The organism is Streptomyces regalis, from assembly GCF_001509475.1.
Lineage (GTDB): Bacteria > Actinomycetota > Actinomycetes > Streptomycetales > Streptomycetaceae > Streptomyces > Streptomyces regalis.
Map to the genome: position 1 here is coordinate 21,095 of NZ_LLZG01000276.1, position 23,557 is coordinate 44,651.

A 23,557-nucleotide genomic window follows, 5' to 3' on the forward strand; every position below is an offset into this window, starting at 1 on the left:
AGATCCTTGCGTGTTGTCTTCACGATGCTGCCGGTGACGGCGCATCTCTTCCCGCTGACCCCACTCGCCTGGGCCCTGCAGAGCCAGGGCCACGAGGTGCGTGTGGTCACCCACGCCCACCGGGAGACCGTCGACGCCATCACCGCCGCGGGGCTGACCGCCGTACCGCTGCGCGAAGAGATCGACGTCAGCGCCGCCGTCGCGGCGACGGCGCACGACGAGCGGCTGGAGTCCATTGCCCGGACCCTGGACATCGACCCCGAGGACACCAACCGCTGGCAGGTGGTCCGGCACTATCTGCTGGCCCTGTTCGCGATGTACACCTCAGCCGGGGAGCGAGCCCCCGAGGCGGACGGACCGCGGCCGGCCGTGGATGAACTCACCGAATTCCTGCGTGACTGGCAGCCGGATCTGGTGCTCTGGGACCCGCTGTTCGCACCGTCCCCCATCGCGGCCCGGGCCGCTGGAGTCGCGCACGCCCGGTTCCTGTGGGGACTGGACCAGTTCGGCTGGGTTCGTCAGCAGTATGTGGAGCGGCTGAGCAACAGCAACCCGCCGGGTCAGGACGTCATGGCGGAGATGATCCGTCCCCTCCTCGAACGGTACGGCGACACCTTCGACGAGGAGGTGCTGCTCGGCCAGTGGAGCGTGGACCCGACGCCCCAGGGCATGCAATTACCGGTCCAGGGCACCACCGTGTCGGTGCGCTGGGTCCCCTACACCGGTGCCGCACCGTTGCCCGACTGGCTGCGAGAGCGACCTGCCAGGCCCCGTGTCGCGCTGACTCTCGGCACCAGCGCCCGCGCCTTGTTCGCCGACAACGAGGAATTCACCGCACGGCTGTTGGCCCTTGCCGACGGCCTGGACGTGGAGTTCGTGGCCACCCTCACCGCCGAGCAGCTCGCCGGGGTGGGAAGGCTGCCCGACAACATCCGCGCCGTCGACTACGTTCCCCTCACCCAGCTCCTGCCGACCTGCGTGGCTGTCATCCACCACGGCGGCGGCGGCACGATCTCCGCTGCCGTCGCCGAAGGACTGCCCCAGCTGATGCTGCCGCTCGAAGGCTCCGAATACGTCGACATGGCGCGGTATGTCGAGCGCCGGAATGCGGGACTGGTGATCGAGGCCGGCCACGCCACCGTCGAGGAGATGCGCAAGCAACTGGAACGGGTGCTCACCGAACCGGCCTTCCGGGAAGGGGCCGCGGCGCTCCGGGCGGACACGGCGGCAGCCCCGGCGCCCGCAGACATCATTCCGCAGCTGGAGACCCTGATCGCCGGACGCGGCCGCACCTACCGTTCGGACCGAAAGGACGCCTCATGAGCACATCCGCCACGCCGCGCGCCGGGCGGCGCGAGTGGATCGGCCTCGTCACCCTCGCACTCCCCACGGTGCTGCTGTCCATGGACCTCACGGTGCTGCATCTCGCCGTGCCGATGATCAGCGCGGACCTGAAGCCCAGCGCCGCTCAGCTGTTGTGGATCACTGACATCTACGGCTTCACCCTGGCCGGATTCCTGATCTGCATGGGAACCCTCGGCGACCGGATCGGCCGCCGTAAGCTGCTGCTGATCGGAGGCGTCGCCTTCGGTATGGCCTCGGTGCTCGCGGCCCTGTCCACCAGCGCGGCGATGCTCATCGTCACCCGCTGCCTGCTGGGCATCGCCGCCTCGACGCTGATGCCTTCCACGCTGTCGCTGATCCGCAACATGTTCCTCGATGCCAAACAGCGGTCGGTCGCCATCGGCGTGTGGATGACCAGTTTCATGGTCGGCGCCCTGGCCGGTCCGCTGGTCGGCGGCGCACTGCTCGGCTCCTTCTGGTGGGGCTCGGTCTTCCTGCTGGCCGTCCCCGTGATGGTGCTGTTGCTGATCGTCGGCCCGATGGTGCTGCCGGAGTACCGCAACGAAAGCGCCGGAAGGCTCGACCTGCCCAGCGCCCTGCTGTCGCTGCTCGCGGTGCTGAGTGTGGTGTACGGCGCGAAGAAGGTCGCCTCGGAGGGATTCGGGCTGCTGCCGCTGGGATTCGTGCTGCTCGGCCTGCTCCTGGGCGCGGTCTTCGTCCGCAGGCAACGCGTCCTGAGTCAGCCCTTCCTGGACCTGAACCTCTTCAGGAGCCGTTCCTTCAACACGGCGCTGACCGCGATGACGCTCGGCACGCTCATGATGATGGGCGTCAACCTGCTGGTCGCCCAGCACCTCCAGTTGGTCGCCGGGCTCTCACCCTTCGCGGCGGGACTGTGGATGATGCCGATGACCGTGATGGCGATCATCGCTGTGATGATCTCCACGACCCTGGTCCGGACGGTGCGCCCTGCCGTCATCATCGCCGGTGGACTGGTCATCGCCGCCGTCGGCTTTCTCATGCTGACCCGGCTGGACAGTTCATCCGGCATCGGCATGCTCGTGGCGTCCTCGGTGGTCTTCGCCGCAGGCCTGAGCCCGGCCGGAGTGCTGAGCACCGACATCCTGGTGGGTTCCGCGCCGCCGGAGCGGGCCGGTGAGGCGTCCGCCATCCAGGAGACCAGCACCGAGTTCGGCGGTGCCCTAGGCCTTGCCCTGCTCGGCAGTGTCTTCAACGCCGCCTACCACGCCGAGATCGGCGACAGGGTGCCGTCCGGTGTGCCCGATGCCGCGGTCGGTGACACGCTCGGCGGCACCCTGGCGGCGGTCGAGCAGTACGGCGAGACCACCTGGGGTGACCCCCTGATCGCCGTCGCCCGGCAGTCCTTCACCGATGCCTTTCACGTCACGGCACTGGTCTGTGTGGCGATCGCACTGGTGACCGCGGCTGTGGTGGCTGTATTCCTGCGACAGGCACCCGCAACAGGTACCTCGCCCTCGGACGACGGGGACGAAACCCCCGCCCCCACCGCGCACGAGGCCACGGTCAGCCCCGAAAACGCCTGACCGTTCGCTCGCCGTCCTGCCGCGGCACGGCCGTTGCCCTGTCGCGGCGGGATCCGGAACCGATCCCTGGTCCCGACGGCGATTCCGCCTGCCCGCTCGCCCGTACAGGCCCATGTTTTCTACAGGAGACGTAGAGATGATCAACGTGTTCCAGCCCACGACAGGCGATGAGGAACTCGCTGCTGTTTCCGAGGTGTTCGCGAGCAACTGGCTCGGGCACGGCCCTCGTACCAAGGAATTCGAGGAGAGGTTCGCCGCCCACCTGGGCGTTGATCCCGGCCATGTGCTGTTCATCAACTCCGCCACCTCGGGGCTGTTCCTGGCCACCGAACTACTCGGGATCGGGCCCGGCGACGAGGTCGTCATGCCGTCCGCCAGCTTTGTCGCTGCGGGTAACGCTGTCGCCTCCACCGGTGCCCGGCTGGTCTTCTGCGATGTCGACGAGCGGACCATGAACCCGACCGTCGCCCATATCGAGCAGGCCCTCACCCCCGACACCACGGCCGTTCTGATCCTGCACTACGGCGGACACCCCGGGGACGTCGCCGCGATTGCCCGACTCTGCCGAGAGCGGGGCATACGACTCATCGAGGATGCGGCCTGCGCGGTGGCCTCCAAGGTCGACGGCGTGGCCTGCGGCACCTTCGGCGATGTCGCCATGTGGAGTTTCGACGCCATGAAGGTCCTGGTCACCGGGGACGGCGGCATGCTGTACGTCCGCGATCCCGAACTCGCCCTGCGCGCCAAGCGACTGGCGTACCACGGACTCGAGCAGTCCAGCGGCTTCTCCGCCGCCAGGGTCTCGCACCGTTGGTGGGAGCTGAACGTCAAGGACTTCGGCCGGCGGATCGTCGGGAACGACATCGCGGCCGCCATCGGACTTGTTCAGCTGGCCCGACTCCCCGAGTTCGTCGCGCGTCGCCGCGCCATCGGCGATCTGTACGGTCAGCTGCTCGCGGACGTCGACGGTGTGGTGCTGCCGCCCGAGCCGCCGGAGGGCCAGACCTCGTCGCACTACTTCTACTGGGTGCAGCTCGAGCCCGAGATTCGCGACCAGGTCGCCGCGGACCTCTTGGAGGAAGGCATCTACACCACCTTCCGCTACCCGCCGCTGCACAAGGTCCCGGCGTACGGATCGGACCACGCCGAGCTACCCGGCACCGAGGCATCGTCCGAGAACACCCTGCTGCTACCGCTGCACCAGGGGCTCGACGACGAAGAGGTCCGCAAGGTGGCCGCCGTGCTGCGCAAGTCCGTGGAGTACCGCTCAGCGTCGGCCCGAAGCCGACGAGTTCGCTGACCTGTTCAGCTTCTCTTACACAGTGAGGAACCCATTCCCATGAAGGCTCTGGTGTTGTCGGGCGGGTCGGGGACCCGTCTGCGTCCGTTCAGCCATTCGATGCCGAAGCAACTGATCCCGATCGCGAACAAGCCGGTTCTGGCGCACGTGGTCGAGAACATCCGGGCCCTCGGCGTATCGGAAATCGGGATCATCGTGGGCGACTGGGGAGACCAGATAGCCGCAGTGATCGGAGACGGCACGCGGCTGGGGGTGAAGGTCACCTACATCCAGCAGGACCAGCCTTTGGGGCTCGCCCACTGTGTCGCCCTGGCGCGGCCGTTCCTGGGAGACGACGACTTCGTCATGTATCTCGGGGACAACATGCTGCCTGATGGCGTGGTGTCAGTGGCCGAGGCGTTCCGTGCGGAGCGGCCGGCCGCGCAGGTGGTGGTGCGCAAGGTGGCGGATCCGCGGGCGTTCGGTGTGGCGGAACTGGGTCCCGACGGTGCGGTGGAGCGGCTGGTGGAGAAGCCGTCGCAGCCGCGGAGCGACCTGGCCATGATCGGGGTGTACTTCTTCTCGCCGGCGATTCATCAGGCGGTCGATTCGATCACGCCGAGTGCGCGGGGCGAGCTCGAGATCACCGATGCGATTCAGTGGCTGGTGGAGCACGGTGAGGTGGTGCGGGCCAGCCAGTACCACGGGTACTGGAAGGACACCGGTCGCGTGGACGACGTCCTCGAATGCAATCACCACATCCTCGCGGGACTGAGCGACGACGGTCCTGGCGCCGGACCCGGCGTGGTCGACGCGGACAGCACCCTGTCCGGGCAGGTCCGCATCGAGGCGGGCGCCCGCGTCATCAACTCCCGGATCGACGGCCCCGTGGTGGTCGGCGAAGGGACCGTGATCGAGAACTGTCATATCGGCGCATATACATCCATAGGGCGTGATTGCGTACTGCGCGGGACTCGCATCAGGGACTCGATCGTCCTCGACGGTGCAACCGTCGCCGACGTACCGGGCCTCCAGGGCTCACTGATCGGCCGCATGGCGAATGTCGGAACGGGCGACGACGGAGTCTCCTGCCACCGCCTGGTGGTCGGCGACCACACCCGGATCGAGGTGGCGGCATGAAGATCCTCATCACCGGCGGCGCCGGCTTCATAGGCTCGCACTACGCACGCTCCCTCCTGGAAGGGCGGTACGAGGGGGCCACGGGAGCCGACCTCACCGTCATCGACAAGCTCACCTACGCCGGGAACCGCGACAACCTTCCGAGGGACCACCCGCGGTTGCAATTCGTCCAGGGGGACATCTGCGACGCGGAGCTGCTGAGCGAGTTGCTTCCCGGACACGACGCTGTGGTCCACTTCGCCGCCGAGTCGCACGTGGACCGCTCCCTGCAGTCCGCGGCCGAGTTCGTCCGGACCAACGTGGGCGGCACCCAGACACTCCTCGATGCCTGCCTGACCAGCGGCGTCGAGCGGGTCGTACACGTCTCCACGGACGAGGTGTACGGCTCCATCACCGAGGGCTCCTGGACGGAGAGCTGGCCCCTGGCCCCCAACTCGCCGTACGCGGCCAGCAAGGCCTCCTCCGACCTCATGGCCCGTTCCTACTGGCGTACGCACGGTCTCGACCTGTCGATCACCCGCTGCTCCAACAACTACGGCCCCTACCAGCATCCCGAGAAGCTGATCCCCCTCTTCGTCACCAATCTGCTCGAAGGCGCGCAACTGCCGCTCTACGGCGACGGACGCAACATCCGTGAGTGGCTGCACGTGGACGACCACTGCCGCGCCATCCAGCTGGTCCTGACCAAGGGGGCCGGTGGCGAGATCTACAACGTCGGCGGCGGCAACGAACGCACCAACCTCGACATCACCGAGGCGCTCCTCGAACTCTGCGACAGCGACTGGTCCATGGTGCGCAGGGTGGCCGACCGCAAGGGGCACGACCTGCGCTATTCCCTGGATGACAGCAAGATCCGCGAAGAGCTCGGGTACGCCCCGCGCGTCGACTTCGACCGGGGCCTCGCCGACACCGTCGCCTGGTACCGGGACAACCCCAACTGGTGGAAGGCGGTCAAGCACCGCCGTGCACACACGGAAGGCCTCCAGCATGGCTGAGACCAGTACCAACAAGGCGAACGTCCTGAACGCGACTCGCGCCTACCACGAGGAACTGCAGGGCGCCAAGGGTCCGTTCGAACCGGGCGTCACCGAGATCTGGCCCTCGGGCGCCGTCCTCGACGCGGACGACCGGGCCGCCCTGGTCGAGGCGGCGTTGGACATGCACATTGCCGCGGGACCGAGCTCACAGAAGTTCGAGTCCGCCTTCGCCCGAAGGCTCGGGCGGCGCAAGGCCCACCTGACCAACTCCGGCTCCTCGGCCAACCTTCTGGCGCTGACCGCGCTGACCTCGCACACCCTCGGCGACCGGCGGCTGCGCAAGGGGGACGAGGTGATCACGGTCGCGGCCGGCTTCCCGACCACGGTCAACCCGATTGTGCAGAACGGGCTCGTCCCCGTCTTCATCGACGTGGAACTGGGCACGTACAACACCACCGCGGAGCGCGTGGCGCAGGCGATAGGCCCCAAAACCCGGGCTGTCATGATCGCCCATGCGCTCGGCAACCCCTTCGAGGTCGCCGAGATCGCTCAGCTCGCCAAGGAACACGAGCTGTTCTTCGTCGAGGACAACTGCGACGCGGTCGGCTCCACCTACGGCGGCAAGCAGACCGGTACGTTCGGTGACCTGGCCACCGTCAGCTTCTACCCGGCACACCACATCACCATGGGTGAGGGCGGCATCGTCGTCACCTCTGACCTCAAGCTGGCCCGAGTGGTGGAATCACTGCGTGACTGGGGCCGCGACTGCTGGTGCGAGCCGGGCAAGAACAACACCTGCTTCAAGCGCTTCGAGTACCAGATGGGCAAGCTGCCCAAGGGATACGATCACAAGTACATCTTCTCGCACGTGGGCTACAACCTGAAGGCGACCGACCTCCAGGCAGCCCTGGGCCTGACGCAGCTGAAGAAAGTCGACGGATTCATCGAGGCGCGCAAACACAACTGGCGCCGCCTGCGCGAGAGCCTCGACGGAGTGCCCCATCTGGTCCTGCCGGAGGCCACCGCCGGCAGTGAGCCGAGCTGGTTCGGTTTCGTGATCACCGTCGACCCCGCGGCGCCCTTCACCCGGGCCGCCCTGGTCGACTTCCTCGAGGGCCGCAAGATCGGGACGCGTCGACTGTTCGCGGGCAACCTCACACGCCAGCCCGCCTACATCGACCAGCCGCACCGCATCGTCGGGGATCTGCACAACAGCGACATCATCACCGAGCACACCTTCTGGGTCGGTGTCTACCCGGGCCTCACCGACGAGATGATCGACTACATCGCCTCCAGCGTGAAGGAGTTCGTGGGGGCCAACGCATGACCGTCACCACCACCACCGTCGACGCCGCCCGCACCATGCTGCGTCCGCGCGAGGACACCCGGTTGCCCGAGCGCATGGCCCGGTCCGCCCTCACCACCGACGGGGCAGGGCTGCGAACCGAGGACTTCACCGACTGGCTCGAAGCACGCCGCCGTGCCCACGCGTTCCGGGTCGGCCGGATCCCGTTCAGTGATCTGGAGGGCTGGTCCTTCCTGGAAAGCACCGGGAATCTGGTGCATCGCAGCGGGCGATTCTTCTCCGTGGAGGGGCTGCATGTCACGGTCGGCGACGGTCCGATCCGCGAGTGGCAACAGCCCATCATCAAGCAGCCCGAAGTCGGCATCCTGGGCATTCTCGTGAAGGAGTTCGACGGCGTCCTGCACTTTCTCATGCAGGCCAAGATGGAGCCCGGCAACCCCAACCTCCTGCAGCTGTCCCCGACCGTCCAGGCCACCCGCAGCAACTACACCAAAGCCCACAAGGGCGCCGACGTGAAGTACATCGACCACTTCACACAGCCCGGCCGCAGACGGATCCTCGCCGACTCGCTGCAGTCCGAGCACGGCTCCTGGTTCCTCCGCAAGAGCAACCGCAACATGATCGTGGAGGCCCTCGGGGAGGTGCCGCTCGATGACGACTTCTGCTGGCTGACCCTCGGTCAGATCGGCGAGCTGCTGCGCCGGGACAATGTCGTGAACATGGACGCGCGTACGGTGCTGTCCTGCGCCCTGGCCCCCGAACCGGGCACGGACGCTCTGCACTCGGACACCGAGCTGCTGTCCTGGTTCACCGCCGAGCGAGCCCGGCATGACGTCTCCGCGGAGCGTGTCCCGCTCCGGGACATCCGCGGCTGGAAGCGCGGCCACGGCACCATCGACCACGAGGCAGGACGCTACTTCAGCGTGGTGGCGGTCGCCGTGGAGGCGGGCAACCGCGAGGTGGCCCGCTGGACCCAGCCGCTGTTCGAACCCCATGGCCTGGGCGTCACGGCGTTCCTGACCCGCAGGTTCGGGGGAGTCCCGCATCTGCTGGCGCACGCACGGGTCGAGGGCGGGTTCGCCGACACCGTCGAACTCGGGCCGACGGTCCAGTACACCCCTGAGAACTACGCCCATCTGACGGCGGCACACCGCCCGCCCTTCCTCGACGCGGTGCTCGACGCAGACCCGTCGCGCATCCGCTACGAGGCCGTGCACTCGGAGGAAGGCGGCCGGTTCCTGAATGCGGAGAGCCGCTATCTCTTCCTTGAGTCCGACGAGCAGGAGGCGCCGCTCGACCCGCCGCCGGGCTATGTCTGGGTCACTCCCGAGCAGTTCGCCAGACTGCTGCGGCACAACCACTACGTCAACGTTCAGGCCCGGACCCTCCTCTCCTGCCTGACCTCACAGGCGGTACGGCTCTGATGGATCCCGTGCGCATAGGCGTGCTGGGCTGTGCCGACATCGCACAACGCCGCATGCTCCCCGCGATGGCGTCGGACCCCAAGGTGGAACTCGTCGCGGTCGCCAGCCGAGACGCGGCCAAGGCCCGGGCCACCGCGGATGGATTCGGTTGCCAGGCAGTGCACGGCTACGCCGAGCTCCTCGCTCGCGAGGACATCGACGCCGTCTATGTGCCACTGCCCGCTGCGCTGCACGCGCAGTGGGTGGAGGCGGCGCTGAACAGCGGTAAACATGTCCTCGCGGAGAAGCCGCTGACGACCGAACAGGCCGTCACCGAGCGGCTCGTCGGGCAGGCTGCGGCGGCGCGGCTGGCGCTGGTGGAGAACGTCATGTTCGTCCATCACCCGCAGCACGCGGCGGTACGGCGCCTGCTGGCGGACGGGGCGATCGGCGAACTCCGGGTGCTGCACGCGGCGTTCGCCATCCCCCGGCTGCCCGACGACGACATCCGACACGACCCGGTGCTGGGCGGCGGAGCCCTCTGGGACACCGGCGTCTACCCAGTACGGGCGGCGCTGTACTTCCTGGGAGAGGAGCTCCGCGTCGAGGGCGCGTCCCTCGCGAGAAGCGCAGGTCGAGCGGTGGACACGGCGGGAACGGCGCTCCTGAGCACACCCCAGGGCGTGGCCGCCCAGCTTTCCTTCGGTCTCGATCACGGCTACCGGTCGGTGTATGAGCTCTGGGGAAGCGAGGGGCGCATCACCGTGGAACGGGCCTTCACCCCTGCCGCAGACCACGCACCGTGCATCCGCGTCGAGCGGGGCACGGGGACCGAGGAGATCCGTCTCCCGCCGGCCGACCAAGTGGCGCACGCCGTACGGGCGTTCGCGGATTTTGTGCGTGTCGGCGCCGCACCGGACCAGGCTTCGCTGCACCAGGCGGCTCTTCTGCACGCCGTGCGACAGCACGCCTCCGTACTCGGACCCTGAGGCGCCGACCTCGCGGTCACCGTCTCGCCGAGGGAGAGAAATGAGTTCGACCACCGATGCCCCGGAGATCCACAGAATCACGCTCGACGCCGCGGGCATCCCGATCTCCGCCCTGCTCGCCGAGCCGTCCAGCCCACCGCGTGCCGTGGTGGTGGCCATCCACGGCGGCGGCATGAGTGCCGGCTACTTCGACAGCCGGGCCAGGCCGGGCCTCTCCTTACTCGAACTGGGCGTTCGGCTCGGCTACGCCGTACTGGCCGTCGACCGGCCCGGCTACGGGGCATCCACCCCGCGTCTGCCCGAGGGGCAGACGGTCGACCGCCAGGCGGCCACGTTGCATGCCGCGCTCGGCGACTTCGCGGGTACCCACGAGACCGGTGCCGGCTTCTTCCTGGTGGCGCACTCCAACGGCGGCAAGCTGGCACTGGCCACCGCGGCCACGCCGTCCACCAGCCGACTGATCGGCCTGGACATATCCGGACTGGGCAGCACCCTGGCTGTGGCCCCGCACCAACTGCCTGGACCGGACGGGCACGGGGACTGGCGTCGGCACTGGGGGTCTCTACGACTCTATCCGCCGGACGCGTTTCGGCTCGGCCGGGCACTGGTGAGCCCGGTACCCGGCCTGGAGGCGAGGGAAGGGCCGCTGTGGCCCCACCTGTACCCGGGCATCGCCGCCCTGGTCACGATCCCGGTCCGGTTCACCTTCGCCGAGCAGGAACTGTGGTGGCGCTTCGACGACGAGGCCGTCGAGGCGCTCAAAGCACCCCTGTCCGGCACGAAGGTGACGGTGGACCACCAGCCGTACGCCGGACACAACATCAGCCTCGGCTGGGCGGCCCGCAGCTACCACCTCAGAGCGCTGGGATTCCTGGAGGAATGCCTCCTGGCACGGGACACGGCACCACTCCGGCGACCGCGCGTCAGCTGCCCGCCGCCGGCCGGGGAAGGGCCGGACGTCCGCTGTTCAGCCACTCACCAGACACGCCTGCACATGTGAGAAAGGAGGCCTCGCATGGCCTTGCCCGACGACAGGGCCCCCGGGCCGGGCGAGCAACTGCGCGCGCTCACGGACCGCGCCGAACTCACCGGGCTCGTCAACCGATTCGTCATCGGCCTCGATCATCCTGATGCGCAGCGGTGTGGCGAGAGGTGGTATCGCTCGCTGTTCACCGAGGACGTCAGGCTCGCCCTGCCCAACGGTACGCATGAGGGCATCGTGGGGCTGCCCGAGTTCCAGAGCGGTCCCAGGCGGCATTTCGCGCGCACCCATCACCTCGCCACGAACTGCCTGATCGAGCTGGACGGGGTCCGTGCCACCGCACGGACGAACGTACGCGCGACGCACGTGCCGCACGGCGACGGTACCGCCCCGAACTTCGTGGGCGGCGCCGCGTACGACGTCGAGGCGGTACGCACGCCGGACGGCTGGCGGATCTCGCGGCTCACCGTGACGGTCCTGTGGACCAGCGGCCGTCCGACCCCCGGTTCCGAACCGGGTATCGAAGGGCCCCTTCGCGTAGCACTCCCTGTCCAGGACGACGAGGAAACACCATGCCCCTGATCTGGCGTCACGGCTCCCTCCTTCCCCGCCCGAGGGGTCTGCTCCTGCTGCGTGCCTTGCCGTTGATTCGCCGCACCCGCCCGCGGCCGTCCCGCGGTGGCAGCGGGCGGGGAGCGGCGATCCGCGACCTGTCCGCCTTCCGCTGCACCCGCGGAAGGCGGTGCTGACGCCTGTCCACACCCCCGGACCGTCACCCGGCCGACGGATGCCACACCGCCGCGGCGAACAGTCGTATGAAGGACCCGATGAAACACGTCCTCGCCAGCACCTGTCAGTCCCTGACGGTCCGCAACTTCCGGCTCTTCGCGGCGGGCCAGCTGATGTCCGTCGCGGGCACCTGGATGATGGTCGTCGCCCAGGACTGGCTCGTACTCTCACTGACCGGCGACTCGGGTACGGCCCTCGGGGTGGTGACGGCGCTCCAGTTCGCGCCGCTGCTGCTGCTCACTCTCTACGCCGGCGGACTCGCCGACCGGCACGACAAACGCCGCCTGCTGATGGCCGTGAACGTCGTCTCGGGTGTCCTCGCGCTGCTGCTCGCCCTGATGGTCCTGGGCGGATGGGTGGAGTTGTGGCACGTGTATCTCTTCGCCCTCGGCCTTGGCACGGTCAACGCCGTCGAAGTGCCCACCCGCATGGCCTTCGTCAGCGAACTCGTGGGGGCCGATCTGCTGCCCAACGCGTCCGCGCTGAGCGCCGCGTACTTCAACTGTGCACGCGTGGTCGGCCCGGCTCTGGCGGGCCTGTTGATCAGCGGCTCCGGCACCGCGGTCGTGATGGTGCTGAACGCCGCCAGTTATCTGGCGACTGTGGTGGCACTGCGCATGATGCGCCCAGGCGAACTCCACCGCAGTGGACGTCGCCCCGAACGTGCCCGGGCCATCGACGGAATCCGCCATCTGATGTCCCGCCGTGAGCTTCTCCTTCCGATGGTGCTCGTCGCGGTGATCGGCATGCTGGGATTCAACTTCCAGCTCACCCTGCCGCTGCTCGCCAAGACCGTCTTCCACGCCGACGCCGCCGAGTTCGGGCTGCTCACCACCGCCCTCGCTGCCGGATCCCTCGTCGCCGCGTTCGTCACGACCTTGCGTCGGGGCAGACCGCCGCTCAGCCTCGTCATCGCGGCGGCGCTGGGGTTCGGAACCCTGGAGGCCCTGGCGGGGCTGGCGCCCACCTACGCCGTGGCCGCCGTGCTGCTGTTCTGTACCGGCTTCGGCTCCGTCTGCTTCGCGCAAGCGGCCAACCACCGCATCCAGCTCGGCACAGACCCCGCCTACCGGGGCCGGATCATGGCCCTCTACACCTTGGTCTTCCAGGGCACGACCCCCTTCGGCGCCCTGCTCATCGGAGGGCTCAGCGAGATGCTGGGAGCACGGTCCGGCCTCCTCGTCGGCGGTACGGCATCCGTGGTGGCGGCCCTCGTGGTCCTCGCTGTGCACCTGAGCACCACGAAGGCCGTCCCGTTCCCTTCACGCCGTACGGCCAGGCCTGCACCGAACACGGACCTGGACGACACCTCGGTCCCGTAACCGGCGCGACAGCCCTGAACACGACGATCAGATGTCGACGTCGCGTGCCCGCCCCGCTGTCATGAGAGTGGTGCGTTGACTGCCTTCGCCGCCTTGCGGGCCGCCACCAGTACCGGGTCCCACACCGGGGAGAACGGCGGGGCGTAACCCAGGTCGAGGGACACCATCTGTTCCACCGTCATCCCCGCCGTCAGCGCCACCGCCGCGATGTCCACCCGCTTGCCCGCGCCCTCCCTCCCCACGATCTGTACGCCCAGCAGTCGGCCCGTACGGCGTTCGGCGAGCATCTTGACCGTCATCGTCGACGCGCTCGGGTAGTAGCCCGCGCGGCTCGTGGACTCGATCGTCGCCGTGACGAACTGCAGGCCCGCTCTGCGCGCGTCCTTCTCGCGCAGGCCCGTGCGGGCGATCTCCAGGTCGCAGACCTTGCTGACGGCCGTGCCGACGACGCCGGGGAACGTGGCGTAGCCGCCGGCGGCGTTCGTGCCGATGACCTGGCCGTGTTTGTTGGCGTGGGTGCCGAGGGCGATGTGGCGTTCCTGGCCGGAGACCAGGTCGAGGACCTCGACGCAGTCGCCGCCCGCCCAGATGTTCTCGTGGCCGCGCACGCGCATGGCCAGGTCGGTCAGGAGGCCGCCGTGGTCGCCGAGGGGGAGGCCGGCGGCTCGCGCGAGGGTTGTTTCCGGGCGTACGCCGATGCCCAGGACGACCACGTCCGCGGGATACTCGGCGGCCTCCGTGGCCACCGCGCGGACGCGGCCGTCCTCGCCTGTGAGGATCTTGGTGACCTCGGCGTCGTTGACCATCGTGATGCCCAGGCCCTCCATGGCCTCGTGCACCAGGCGGCCCATGTCCGGGTCGAGTGTGGACATGGGCTCGCTGCCGCGGTTGACGACCGTCACCTCGTAGCCGCGGTTGATGAGCGCCTCGGCCATCTCCACGCCGATGTATCCGGCGCCGACCACGACCGCGCGGCGGCCACGCGTGCGTGCCAGCGTGTCGATGAGGGCCTGGCCGTCGTCGAGGGTCTGGACGCCGTGCACGCCGGGGGCGTCGGCGCCCGGCATGTCGGGGCGGATCGGGCGGGCGCCGGTGGCGATCACGAGTTTGTCGTACGACGTCCAGGACTCGGCGCCGGAATCGACGTCACGCGCGCGTACCCGGCCGCCGGCCACGTCGATCTCCGTGACCTCCGTCCGCATGCGCAGGTCGATGTCCCGCGCGCGGTGCTCCTCGGCCGTACGGGCGATCAGCTGGTCGCGGTCGGGTACGTCGCCGCCCACCCAGTACGGGATGCCGCAGGCCGAGTAGGAGGTGAAGTGGCCGCGCTCGAACGCCACGATCTCCAGCTCCTCGGCGCCCTTGAGGCGCCGCGCCTGCGACGCCGCGGACATCCCCGCGGCGTCGCCTCCGATCACGACCAGTCGCTCCCGTGTACCCCGCACACCCCTCGCAGCGCTCATGTTCATGCGAACACGCTACGAGGGCCGGGCATTTCAGTCCTGCTCGCCGCCCTGTTCGGCACCACGCTCGTCCCCCGCGCGCGTGGGCGTCGGTGCCGGACGGGCCGTCGGCAGCGGGCCCAGCGCGGTCGACACGGGCGCGGTCGCCGGGCGGCGCGGCAGCCGGGGCCGCAGGACCTTCAGCCACACCAGCACGATCAGTGCCGCCACCGCGGCGAAGGGCAGCACGGCGCCGAACGCCACCGCGAGCCAGCGCAGCATCGTCACGAACGCGCCCCAGCCGCCCGCGAGCGCGTCCAGGAAGCCGGGGTCCTCATCGTCCTTCGGGGCCTTCTTCACCGGCGTCTCCGAGAGGGAGAGGGTGATCGTGGCGAGGCTCGTGCGGTCCTTCAGGGACCCCTGCTGGGCGAGCAGCGACTCCAGGTCGGCCTGGCGGGAACTCAGTTCGCCCTCCAGCGTGACCACGTCGCTGAGCTTCGTCGCCTGGTCCATCAGCTCGCGGATCCGGGCCACGCTGGCGCGCTGCGACTTGATGCGGCTCTCCACGTCGACGACCTGGTCGGTGACGTCCTGCGCCTTGGCGCTGCGCTCGATCAGCTTGCCCGCGCCCTCCAGGTCCGTGAGGACGTCGGCGTACCGGTCGACGGGCACGCGCAGGACGACGCGGGTGTGCTCGTGGCCCTCGTCGTCCCGGGTGGTGGTCTCGTTGCCGACGTAGCCGCCCGCGTTCTCGGTGGTGGTGCGGGCCTCGTCCAGGGCCTTCGGTACGTCCTTGACCTGCACGGTCAGCGAGGCGGTGCGGATGATGTGGCTCGCGGTGACCTTGGGCGCGGCGCTCGCCTGGTCGGCGCCGGAGCCGCTGTCCGGAGCGCCCTCCTTCGCACCTGCCTGGGAGTCCGCCTGGGCGGCCTCGCCGCCGGCGGCGCTGCTGTCGGCCCCTGAGTCGTCCGCGCCGCTGCAGCCGGTGAGCGCGAGGGCGGCGGCCAGCAGGATGCCGGCCAGGGCCTGGACTGGTCGTACGGATCGTGCGGAACCTACGGATCGTGCGGAACGTCGTGCGCGCATGTGGGCGTACCCCCGAGGGTCGTCGTGACGACTGATGCTTCTTCGACGCCCGGGTCCGGCGGAACGTTGGCGGGAAACGGTCCCGATGCGGTCACGGTCGGGACTCGTGAAGGACACCTCGTGAGGGACACGGGGGCGCGGACGGGATGTCAGTGGGGTCTGAGAGGCTGTGGACATGAGCGAAGTGGAGACTCGTACGGGTACGGGCCGGGTCGTCGTCATCGGAGGCGGAATCGCGGGGCTCGCCGCGGCCCACCGGCTGCTGGACGCCGGCCGGCAGGTCACCGTCCTGGATGCCTCGGACCGGGTCGGCGGCAAGCTGCTGCCCGGCGAGATCGCCGGCGCGCGCGTGGACTTCGGCGCCGAGTCGATGCTGGCCCGCCGCCCCGAGGCCGTCGCCCTCGCCCGCGAGGTGGGCCTCGCCGACCGCCTCCAGGCACCCGCTACCGCGACGGCCTCGATCTGGACCCGCGGCGCCCTGCGCCCCATGCCCAAGGGGCATGTGATGGGCGTTCCCGGCACCGCGTCCGCCCTCTCCGGCGTCCTGTCCGACGAGGGCCTGGCCCGCATCGAGCGCGACGCAGACCTGCCCCGCACCGAGGTCGGGGACGACGTGGCGGTCGGCGCGTACGTGGCGGCACGACTCGGCCGCGAGGTCGTCGACCGCCTGGTCGAGCCCCTGCTGGGCGGGGTCTACGCGGGCGACGCGTACCGCATCTCGATGCGCTCGGCGGTCCCGCAGCTCTTCCAGGCCGCGCAGACGCACGACTCCCTGACGGAGGCGGTCCGCGAGATCCAGGCCAAGGCCGCCGCCGGCCGGCAGACCGGGCCGGTGTTCATGGGCATCGAGGGCGGCGTGGGCCAACTCCCCCTCGCGGTCGCGGAGTCGGTGCGCGCGCGGGGCGGCGAGATCGTGACCGGGGCGCCGGTGACGGAGCTGCACCGCGAGGCGCCCACCGGGTGGCGCGTCGTCACCGGTGACCGTGTGCTGCACGCCGACGCGGTCGTCGTCGCCGTACCCGCCCCTGCCGCAGCCGCCCTCCTGCGCGCCGAGGCCCCCGAAGCCGCCGCCGAGCTGGACGGCATCGAGTACGCCTCCATGGCCCTGGTCACCCTCGCCTACCGCCGCGCCGACACCGACCTCCCCGCCGGCAGCGGCTTCCTCGTGCCACCGGTCGACGGGCGCACCATTAAGGCGTCCACGTTCGCCTCCCAGAAGTGGGGCTGGATCGCCGACGAGAACCCGGACGTGGTCGTGCTGCGCACGTCCGTGGGGCGATACGGCGAGACGAAGATCCTGGAGCGCGACGACGCCCACCTCGTCGACGTCTCCCGGCACGATCTGGAGGCGGCGACCGGCCTCGCCGCCACCCCCCTCGAAACCCGCGTCACCCGCTGGACCGACGGCCTGCCCCAGTACCCGGTCGGCCACCACGCGCGCGTGGCCCGCATCCGCGAGCACGTCGCCAAGGTGCCGGGCCTCGCCGTGTGCGGGGCGCCGTACGACGGCGTGGGCATCCCGGCGTGCATCGCGAGCGCGTACGCCGCCGTGGACCAGCTGGCCGGCGATCTGAGCGGTGTGGAGGAGCTCACCGCCCACCCGGTGCAGAGTCTGCACGGAGGAGCGGGAGAATAAGGGACATGAGTGACGACGCCCCCACCACCGAGTCCGGCAGGATCCCGAACAAGGGCAAGCTGGCCAAGGACCTCAACGAGGTCATCCGCTACACCCTCTGGTCCGTCTTCAAGCTGAAGGACGTGCTCCCCGAGGACCGCGCGGGCTACGCCGACGAGGTCCAGGAGCTGTTCGACCAGCTCGCCGCCAAGGACGTGACGATCCGCGGCACGTACGACGTGTCCGGTCTGCGGGCCGACGCCGACGTCATGATCTGGTGGCACGCCGAGACCAGCGACCAGCTGCAGGAGGCGTACAACCTCTTCCGCCGCACCAAGCTGGGCCGCGCCCTGGAGCCGGTCTGGTCGAACATGGCACTGCACCGCCCCGCCGAGTTCAACCGCTCGCACATCCCGGCGTTCCTCGCCGACGAGACGCCGCGCAACTACGTCAGCGTGTACCCCTTCGTGCGTTCCTACGACTGGTACCTGCTGCCCGACGAGGACCGCCGGCGCATGCTCGCCGACCACGGCAAGATGGCCCGCGGCTACCCGGACGTGCGCGCCAACACGGTCGCCTCGTTCTCGCTGGGCGACTACGAGTGGCTCCTGGCCTTCGAGGCCGACGAGCTCTACCGCATCGTCGACCTCATGCGCCACCTGCGGGCTTCCGAGGCCCGGATGCACGTCCGTGAAGAGGTGCCGTTCTTCACCGGGCGCCGGAAGTCGGTGGTGGAGCTGGTGGCCGGGCTTGCCTGACCGGTTGCGGTGAGGTGAGGTCGGCCGGGGGTCCGTGGGGTGCCCCCGGAAGATGCGGTACCGGGGGCCGGAAGTCGGTGGTGGAGCTGGTGGCCGGGCTTGCCTGGCCGGTTGCGGTGAGGTGAGGTCGGCCGGGGGTCCGGGGGGTGCCCCCGGAAGATGCGGTACCGGGGGCCGGAAGTCGGTGGTGGAGCTGGTCGCCGGGCTTGCCTGATCAGTGCGCCGGCCGGGCGGCCGCGGCATCCTGGGGCCGGCCGCCCGGTTTCGTGTCGGTCTGCTTGCTCAGCTTCTTCGCCTGGGGGTCGCCCGGGCGCTCCGGCTTCGGCTCGGGGTGCCCCTCGCACGCCGCGCGTCGCGCCGGGAGGCGGCCCTCCAGCAGGTAGGCGTCGAGGTGGCCGTTGACGCAGGCGTTCGGGCCGTACGCGATGCCGTGCGTGCCGGCGTCCCGTTCCGTCACCAGGACCGAGCCCGCCAGGCGCCGGTGCATCTCCAGGGCCCCTTCGTACGGCGTGGCCGCGTCCCGCTCGGCGGCCAGGATCAGAATCGGCGGCACCTCACCCGGCCCCGTCCGCACGTCGATGGGCTCCTGTCGGGGCGCCGGCCAGTAGGCGCACGGCAGGTTCATCCACACGTTGTCCCAGGTCTCGAACGGCGCCACGCGCGCGAGCCGCGTGTTGTCCCGGTCCCAGACCGCCCAGTCCGTCGGCCAGGGCGCGTCGTTGCACTCCACGGCCGTGTACACCGCGCTCGAGTTCTCGTCCTCGCCCGCCGCCTCCGTCACCGGCGCGGCCAGCTCGACCAGCGGCTTCGCATCGCCCTTCAGATACGCCGACAGCGCCTGCGCCCGCGCGGGCCAGTAGTCGTCGTAGTACCCGGTCTGCAGGAACGCCTCCTGCAGCTGCCCGGTCCCGACCTTCCCGCCCGCCGGCTTCACGGCCAGCCGCGCCCGCGCCTTCTCGTAGTTGCGCTGCACCTCCTCGGAGGTGTCACCGAGCCCGTAGACGCCGTGGTGCTTGGCCACCCACTCCCGGAAGTCCTCCCACCGCCCTTCGAACGCGGCCGACTGGGCGAGGTTGTTGCGGTACCAGACCTGCGCGGGGTCGGGGTTCACCGCCGAGTCGAAGACCATCCGCCGCACGTGCGAGGGGAACAGAGTCGCGTACACCGCGCCGAAGTAGGTGCCGTACGACGCGCCCATGAACGTCAGCTTCTCCTGGCCCAGCGCGGCGCGCAGGACGTCCAGGTCACGGGCGTTGTTGAGGGAGTTGTAGTGCCGCAGCGCGCTGCCCGTGCGCTGGGCGCAGCCGCGGGCGTAGGCCTTCGCGCGGGCGATGCGCTCCTTCTTGTACGACTCCGAGGGGTGCGTCGGCGCGTGCGAGGGCTTCTTGGCGAGCTGCTTGGGGTTCTCGCAGGACAGCGGCGCGGAAGGCCTCACTCCGCGCGGGGCGTAGCCGACGAGGTCGTACGCGCCCGCCAGCCGCTTCCACGCGGGCAGGACACCGATCAGCGGGAAGTGCAGGCTGGAGGCGCCAGGGCCGCCCGGGTTGTAGACCAGGGCACCCTGGCTCGGCACCCGGCGCTTGCTGTTGTGCGGGTCCTTGTGGGTGGCCTGCACCCGGCTGACGGTGAGCTTGATCTGCTTGCCGTCGGGATGCGCGTAGTCGAGCGGGACGGACACCGTGCCGCACTTCACGTGGTCCGGCAGCTTGTGCTCCTTCGGGCAGCTGCCGAAGGTGAGGCCGGCCGCCCTGGCGCGCGCCACGGCCACCGTCGTGCCGTGCCGTTCGTCCATGCCCGGGGCGGCCCCGGTGCTGCCGGCCGGGGCGGCGGAGAGGGTCGTCAGGAGCATGGCCCCGGCGGCCGAGTAGAGGGCGGGAGCTCTCATCGCGTATCCCTTCGCAGCACGGCAGCAACAAAAGGGATATTTCGTTTGTCTGTTGGTGAAGGCAAGCACCGTCTGCCGGTGTCGGCGTCTATGCCCCCTATGCGTCACCGGCCCCCGCGAATGTCAGTCGCTCCAGTGCGACGCCTCATGGTGCGGCTCGCGGTGCGCGAAGGCCGCGCGCAGGTCCGGCTCGCCGATCGCGCGCACGCCCCGTACGGCGACGGAGGTGAGAAACGTACGGTCGTCCCCGCCCCGGGAGCGCCGGACCAGGCCGCTGAGCAGCCGCTGCCCCGCCGGGGAGGCCCATTGCGCGTACGGGTGGATCTCGATTCGGGCGATGGCGAGGCAGCTCAGGGTGAGCACGAAGGGGAGCGCGAACCACAGGGCGACCAGATGCGCCGGCATGGCCGACTGGGCCGGCGTCAGCAGGGCGACCGTCCCCAGCGCCAGGACGACCACCGCGGCGAGCTGCACCTGCCGGATCGCGGCCGTGATCCCGTTGCGCGTCCCGTCGGGCACGGCGAGGCCCGCGCTGACCAGCCGGTCGGCGAGGCTGCCGATCGCGTCGGCGGCAGCCGCGGCGTCCCGCACCGGCTCGATCCGCGACTGCCCCTCCGGTCCGATGGCCCCTATCACCGAGCGTTCCATCTCGTCCCGGCCCCGCGGATCGACGACCGTCGCCCAGCCGGTGCGCGCGAGCAGCAACCGCCGCTGCCGCGCCATGGAGACGAGGGTCAGATCGGCGACCCGCCGGGGGCCGCCGGACAGGAACGCGGCCTCGTACAGCGTGAGATCACGTCCCTGGCCCGCGGTCGCCTCCTTCGTGTCCACGGCCGCGGCGTGCACGGCGGCCAGGCACAGCCGCGTGCACGCCGTGCCGGTGACGGCCCAGGCCAGCAGGAGGAGAAGGACCCAGAACATGCCGCGTTTCTATGCCAAAGGCTCTGTGAAACGCCATGCCTTGTTCACGATGCGGACGGAGAGTTGTCGGTATGTGACGTTCCGGATCGAGGGGGCCGGGCGGTCAGGAGACCTCGAAGAGCTCGGTGTCCGCCGCGCGTGGGCTGGTGGTGGCCGGCGGGAGGGTGTACGTCGGGGACGAGGGCGGTGTCACCGGCGTTGCCGGAGCGGGGTCGGCGGTCGGGCCGGGTGGGGCGGGGGACGGGGTGAGCGGAGGGGTGCTGTCGGCGACCATGTCCTGGACCAGGGCGTCGAAGTCGACGTAACCGGTGGCCTCCAGGACCGTGATGTGGTCCAGCACCGTGGTGTTGGCGTCGTCGGCCAGCTTGCGCACGAGGGAGTTGCGCGTGCTTGCCCGTACCTGGGCGATGACGGAGAACACCTTTCCGTGCGCCAGCCGCAGGATGTTGGCGAACTGCCAGTCGTACTCGACGCCTTGGGCGGAGTTCAGCGTGGCCAGCCACTCCTGCTGCTGCTCGGTGGGCTCGTTGGGCAGCTCCAGGCTGAGCTTGGCGGCGACGTCACGCACCCGCTCGTCCAGGAACGCGTGCCCCTCGATCAGGTGCTGCCCCGCGGTCCGTACGGCCGGCGTGGCGCCCTTCTGCTGGGCCTGCCGACCGGCGGGCAGCTCCCACAGTCCGGCCAACCGGACCTTCGTGATGAAGTCCCGGTCGAGGGCGGACAACGGCCCGTATCCGGTCGAGACGGTCTCGGCGTTGAGCACGTCCAGACCGGTCCCGGACCGGTCGGCGTACGACCAGATCGGGAAGATCATCGCCAGCAGCGTCGCCGTCAGGCCCGTGATGATGAGTCCGGTGCCGCTGAAGATGCCTCGGCCGTTGATGGGGGGTCGCGGTCGGGGTCGCATGGTGCCTCCTGTTGCGGCACCGCACGTTAGTGCGCTTCGGGGGTGGGGTTGGCATATTACTTCGGGGTACGGCGGGGTCTACGCCAACTGCCGTACCGGAGCGAATGGTTGCAACGGGGGTGGTTACGGGCGAATGGGGGAGGAGGAGTGGGTGGCGTACGGTGATAAAGGTGGGTGAAACGGATGCGCGGGCCATGGCGAGGGCTGGGCTGTTAACCCCGGCACACTCTGAGGGGCGGGGGCGTCCAGTAAGGGAGCGGGAGTTGGCGTAGGCGGGGACCGCCGGGCTGCGGGTGCAGCGCGGACGGGGCGTGAGCCGACCACCGACGCGAACGGCTGCACCGCCCAACTCACGAACTGCTGCACCGCGCAACCCGCGTGCCGCTCCGCCGCCAACCGCGCTCGTCCGGCCACCACGGTCGTCCGGCCACTCGGCCCGGCTACCTCGCCGCGCGAGTCACGTCCGTCGTGCGCCCGGGCCGTGGCCCGCTCGCGGCTGCACCGCGCAGCTCGCGTTCCGCTTCTACGTCAATCGCGGTCGTCGGCCGCCGCGGTCGTCCGGTCACTCGGCCCCGGCTACATCGGCCGCGCCAGTTGCGTCCGTCGTGTGCTCGGGCCGTGGCCCGCTCGCTGCTGCACCGCGCAACTCGCGTGGCGCTCCTACGTCAATCGCGGTCGTCCGGCCACTCCGGTCGACCGGCCACTCGGGCGCCGGCTACGTCGGCCGCGCGGCACGTCCGTGGTGTGCCCGGGCCGTAGGCCGCGAGCTGCTGCACCGCGCAGTTCGCGTTCCGCTTCTACGTCAATCGCGGTCGTCCGGTCACTTGGGCGCCGGCCACCTGGGCCGCGCGAGTCACGTCCGTGGTGTGCCCGGGCCCTAGGCCGCTCGCTGCTGCACTGCGCAACTCGCGTTCGGCTTCTACGGCAATCGCGGTCGTCGGCCACCCCGGGCGACAGGTCACGTTGGTCCCCCAGCCACCCGGTGAGCCGGTCAAGTTGGTGCCCTGGCGACCCCAGCGACCCCGGTCACGTCCGTCGTGCGCCGCGCCGCCGGCCGCTCATCGCCGCAGCAGTACTCGCCGCGTGGCCCGGGCCAGCCGCACCCCCGGCCGCCGGGACCGTGGCTTCGGTCCCGACCGCTCCAGCCACCACTCCCGAAGCTCCGCCCGCATCCGCGCGTCCTCGAGCCGACCCTCGGCCAGCAGATACCCGGCGAAGTCCAGCGCGTCGCGGCGATAGCCGTCGGTCATCGGGTGCCCGTGGCTGTACGCGAGGAACGCCCGCCGATACCCGTCCCCGAGAATCACCGGCAACTCGGGCGCGACCTTCGCCACGACGTCCGCCCGCTTCCCGGCGAGCGCCCGCGCCTGCACCCCGAGCCGCACCCGGTCGAACGCCTCCGGCACGGGCGTACCGGCGACGAGCGCGGACAGCAGCGCGGCCTGCGCGAGTCCGAGGCGCTGCCGGGCGGGGTCGGCGAACGCCCCGGCCGGCCCCCCGTCCAGCTCGCGCACTGCCTCCGGCTCGCGTGCCGACTCCCGCGAGGCCCCCTCCAGAGGAGGCGCCGAGCCTCCGGATGTCCCCGTCGACGACGCCACGTCCCCGGAAGCCTCTCCGGAGCGAACCGTCTCCTGCTCGCGAGCGGTCTCCAGCTCCCGCGCCGCCTCCCGCGAGGCCTGCTGCGCAGGCGCCGAACCTCCAGAAGGTTCCGTCGACGATGCCCCACCCGTGAACTCCCCGTTCCCGGACGCCTCTCCCGAGCGAGCCCTCTCTGTGGATGACTTCCTCCCGGACGGTTCTCCCGCAGCTGCACCTTCCGTGGATGGCTCGCTCGCAGTCAGCTCCTG

Annotated in this window: 18 protein-coding genes and 1 pseudogene; 13 read left to right on the forward strand and 6 right to left on the reverse strand. The window is 70.2% G+C overall.

The window, feature by feature from the left end:
- The first annotated feature begins 6 nt into the window (after positions 1–6).
- The 11 genes from ADL12_RS25625 to ADL12_RS25675 all read left to right on the forward strand — a co-directional run bounded on the left by ADL12_RS25625 (position 7) and on the right by ADL12_RS25675 (position 13,096).
- Positions 7–1,323, forward strand: a complete 1,317-nt coding sequence (locus tag ADL12_RS25625) for a nucleotide disphospho-sugar-binding domain-containing protein (RefSeq protein WP_062705562.1) — start codon at positions 7–9, stop codon at positions 1,321–1,323.
- On the forward strand, positions 1,320–2,909 hold the full coding sequence (locus ADL12_RS25630) for an MFS transporter (protein ID WP_062705564.1): 1,590 nt from the start codon (positions 1,320–1,322) through the stop codon (positions 2,907–2,909). The genes ADL12_RS25625 and ADL12_RS25630 overlap by 4 nt, the downstream gene beginning before the upstream one ends.
- A gap of 136 nt (positions 2,910–3,045) precedes the next feature.
- Positions 3,046–4,209, forward strand: a complete 1,164-nt coding sequence (locus ADL12_RS25635; protein WP_062705566.1) for a DegT/DnrJ/EryC1/StrS family aminotransferase — start codon at positions 3,046–3,048, stop codon at positions 4,207–4,209.
- Positions 4,210–4,248: 39 nt separating this feature from the next.
- Positions 4,249–5,328 (forward strand): glucose-1-phosphate thymidylyltransferase, encoded by a 1,080-nt coding sequence (locus ADL12_RS25640; protein WP_062705568.1) that lies wholly within the window; start codon positions 4,249–4,251, stop codon positions 5,326–5,328.
- Positions 5,325–6,323: a dTDP-glucose 4,6-dehydratase gene (rfbB, locus tag ADL12_RS25645; RefSeq protein WP_062705570.1), complete on the forward strand. Its 999-nt coding sequence runs from the start codon at positions 5,325–5,327 to the stop codon at positions 6,321–6,323. Before ADL12_RS25640 ends, rfbB begins: the two co-directional genes overlap by 4 nt.
- Positions 6,316–7,632, forward strand: coding sequence for a lipopolysaccharide biosynthesis protein RfbH (gene rfbH / locus ADL12_RS25650; RefSeq protein WP_062705571.1), 1,317 nt, complete (start codon positions 6,316–6,318; stop codon positions 7,630–7,632). The genes rfbB and rfbH overlap by 8 nt, the downstream gene beginning before the upstream one ends.
- Positions 7,629–9,035, forward strand: a complete 1,407-nt coding sequence (locus ADL12_RS25655) for an NDP-hexose 2,3-dehydratase family protein (protein WP_062705573.1) — start codon at positions 7,629–7,631, stop codon at positions 9,033–9,035. The genes rfbH and ADL12_RS25655 overlap by 4 nt, the downstream gene beginning before the upstream one ends.
- On the forward strand, positions 9,035–10,003 hold the full coding sequence (locus tag ADL12_RS25660; protein WP_062705575.1) for a Gfo/Idh/MocA family protein: 969 nt from the start codon (positions 9,035–9,037) through the stop codon (positions 10,001–10,003). The genes ADL12_RS25655 and ADL12_RS25660 overlap by 1 nt, the downstream gene beginning before the upstream one ends.
- Positions 10,004–10,043: 40 nt before the next feature.
- Complete coding sequence (locus ADL12_RS25665) at positions 10,044–11,003, forward strand: alpha/beta hydrolase (protein WP_208614617.1); 960 nt, start codon at positions 10,044–10,046, stop codon at positions 11,001–11,003.
- 15 nt (positions 11,004–11,018) lie between these two features.
- Positions 11,019–11,567 carry a nuclear transport factor 2 family protein gene (locus ADL12_RS25670; protein WP_062705576.1) on the forward strand — a complete coding sequence of 183 codons (549 nt, stop codon included), beginning with the start codon at positions 11,019–11,021 and terminating at the stop codon, positions 11,565–11,567.
- 245 nt (positions 11,568–11,812) lie between these two features.
- Complete coding sequence (locus ADL12_RS25675; RefSeq protein ID WP_062705594.1) at positions 11,813–13,096, forward strand: MFS transporter; 1,284 nt, start codon at positions 11,813–11,815, stop codon at positions 13,094–13,096.
- 59 nt (positions 13,097–13,155) lie between these two features.
- On the opposite strand, the gene ADL12_RS25680 is transcribed toward ADL12_RS25675, so the two are convergent.
- Positions 13,156–14,565, reverse strand: a complete 1,410-nt coding sequence (locus tag ADL12_RS25680; protein ID WP_062705578.1) for an FAD-dependent oxidoreductase — start codon at positions 14,563–14,565, stop codon at positions 13,156–13,158.
- Positions 14,566–14,592: 27 nt separating this feature from the next.
- Positions 14,593–15,624 carry a DUF4349 domain-containing protein gene (locus ADL12_RS25685; RefSeq protein ID WP_062705580.1) on the reverse strand — a complete coding sequence of 344 codons (1,032 nt, stop codon included), beginning with the start codon at positions 15,622–15,624 and terminating at the stop codon, positions 14,593–14,595.
- A gap of 175 nt (positions 15,625–15,799) precedes the next feature.
- Here ADL12_RS25685 and hemG point away from each other — a divergent pair, with 175 nt between their 5' ends.
- Positions 15,800–17,260: a protoporphyrinogen oxidase gene (gene hemG, locus ADL12_RS25690; RefSeq protein ID WP_062705596.1), complete on the forward strand. Its 1,461-nt coding sequence runs from the start codon at positions 15,800–15,802 to the stop codon at positions 17,258–17,260.
- Positions 17,261–17,265: 5 nt separating this feature from the next.
- Positions 17,266–17,997 (forward strand): hydrogen peroxide-dependent heme synthase, encoded by a 732-nt coding sequence (hemQ, locus tag ADL12_RS25695; protein WP_062705582.1) that lies wholly within the window; start codon positions 17,266–17,268, stop codon positions 17,995–17,997.
- Positions 17,998–18,211: 214 nt separating this feature from the next.
- On the opposite strand, the gene ADL12_RS25700 is transcribed toward hemQ, so the two are convergent.
- The 4 genes and pseudogenes from ADL12_RS25700 to ADL12_RS25715 all read right to left on the reverse strand — a co-directional run.
- On the reverse strand, positions 18,212–19,882 hold the full coding sequence (locus ADL12_RS25700; protein WP_062705584.1) for an alpha/beta hydrolase: 1,671 nt from the start codon (positions 19,880–19,882) through the stop codon (positions 18,212–18,214).
- Between the two features lie 123 nt (positions 19,883–20,005).
- Entirely contained in the window at positions 20,006–20,803 is a 798-nt protein-coding gene (locus tag ADL12_RS25705) for a TIGR04222 domain-containing membrane protein (RefSeq protein ID WP_062705585.1), read from the reverse strand.
- Positions 20,804–20,906: 103 nt separating this feature from the next.
- A complete protein-coding gene (locus ADL12_RS25710) occupies positions 20,907–21,710 on the reverse strand; it encodes a DUF4142 domain-containing protein (protein ID WP_062705587.1) in 804 nt (267 codons plus the stop codon).
- A gap of 1,058 nt (positions 21,711–22,768) precedes the next feature.
- Positions 22,769–23,188 (reverse strand): annotated as a pseudogene (locus ADL12_RS25715) (SCO6045 C-terminal-like domain-containing protein); the annotation flags it as partial.
- Positions 23,189–23,557: the final 369 nt, after the last annotated feature.

Bases quoted from the DNA above. Each gene is read 5' to 3' on its own strand.
- ADL12_RS25630 (WP_062705564.1), top strand. From the start codon at position 1,320: ATGAGCACATCCGCCACGCCGCGCGCCGGGCGGCGCGAGTGGATCGGC.
- ADL12_RS25635 (WP_062705566.1), top strand. From the start codon at position 3,046: ATGATCAACGTGTTCCAGCCCACGACAGGCGATGAGGAACTCGCTGCT.
- ADL12_RS25640 (WP_062705568.1), top strand. From the start codon at position 4,249: ATGAAGGCTCTGGTGTTGTCGGGCGGGTCGGGGACCCGTCTGCGTCCG.
- rfbB (WP_062705570.1), top strand. From the start codon at position 5,325: ATGAAGATCCTCATCACCGGCGGCGCCGGCTTCATAGGCTCGCACTAC.
- rfbH (WP_062705571.1), top strand. From the start codon at position 6,316: ATGGCTGAGACCAGTACCAACAAGGCGAACGTCCTGAACGCGACTCGC.
- ADL12_RS25655 (WP_062705573.1), top strand. From the start codon at position 7,629: ATGACCGTCACCACCACCACCGTCGACGCCGCCCGCACCATGCTGCGT.
- ADL12_RS25660 (WP_062705575.1), top strand. From the start codon at position 9,035: ATGGATCCCGTGCGCATAGGCGTGCTGGGCTGTGCCGACATCGCACAA.
- ADL12_RS25665 (WP_208614617.1), top strand. From the start codon at position 10,044: ATGAGTTCGACCACCGATGCCCCGGAGATCCACAGAATCACGCTCGAC.
- ADL12_RS25670 (WP_062705576.1), top strand. From the start codon at position 11,019: ATGGCCTTGCCCGACGACAGGGCCCCCGGGCCGGGCGAGCAACTGCGC.
- ADL12_RS25675 (WP_062705594.1), top strand. From the start codon at position 11,813: ATGAAACACGTCCTCGCCAGCACCTGTCAGTCCCTGACGGTCCGCAAC.
- ADL12_RS25680 (WP_062705578.1), bottom strand. From the start codon at position 14,565: ATGAACATGAGCGCTGCGAGGGGTGTGCGGGGTACACGGGAGCGACTG.
- ADL12_RS25685 (WP_062705580.1), bottom strand. From the start codon at position 15,624: ATGCGCGCACGACGTTCCGCACGATCCGTAGGTTCCGCACGATCCGTA.
- hemG (WP_062705596.1), top strand. From the start codon at position 15,800: ATGAGCGAAGTGGAGACTCGTACGGGTACGGGCCGGGTCGTCGTCATC.
- hemQ (WP_062705582.1), top strand. From the start codon at position 17,266: ATGAGTGACGACGCCCCCACCACCGAGTCCGGCAGGATCCCGAACAAG.
- ADL12_RS25700 (WP_062705584.1), bottom strand. From the start codon at position 19,882: ATGAGAGCTCCCGCCCTCTACTCGGCCGCCGGGGCCATGCTCCTGACG.
- ADL12_RS25705 (WP_062705585.1), bottom strand. From the start codon at position 20,803: ATGTTCTGGGTCCTTCTCCTCCTGCTGGCCTGGGCCGTCACCGGCACG.
- ADL12_RS25710 (WP_062705587.1), bottom strand. From the start codon at position 21,710: ATGCGACCCCGACCGCGACCCCCCATCAACGGCCGAGGCATCTTCAGC.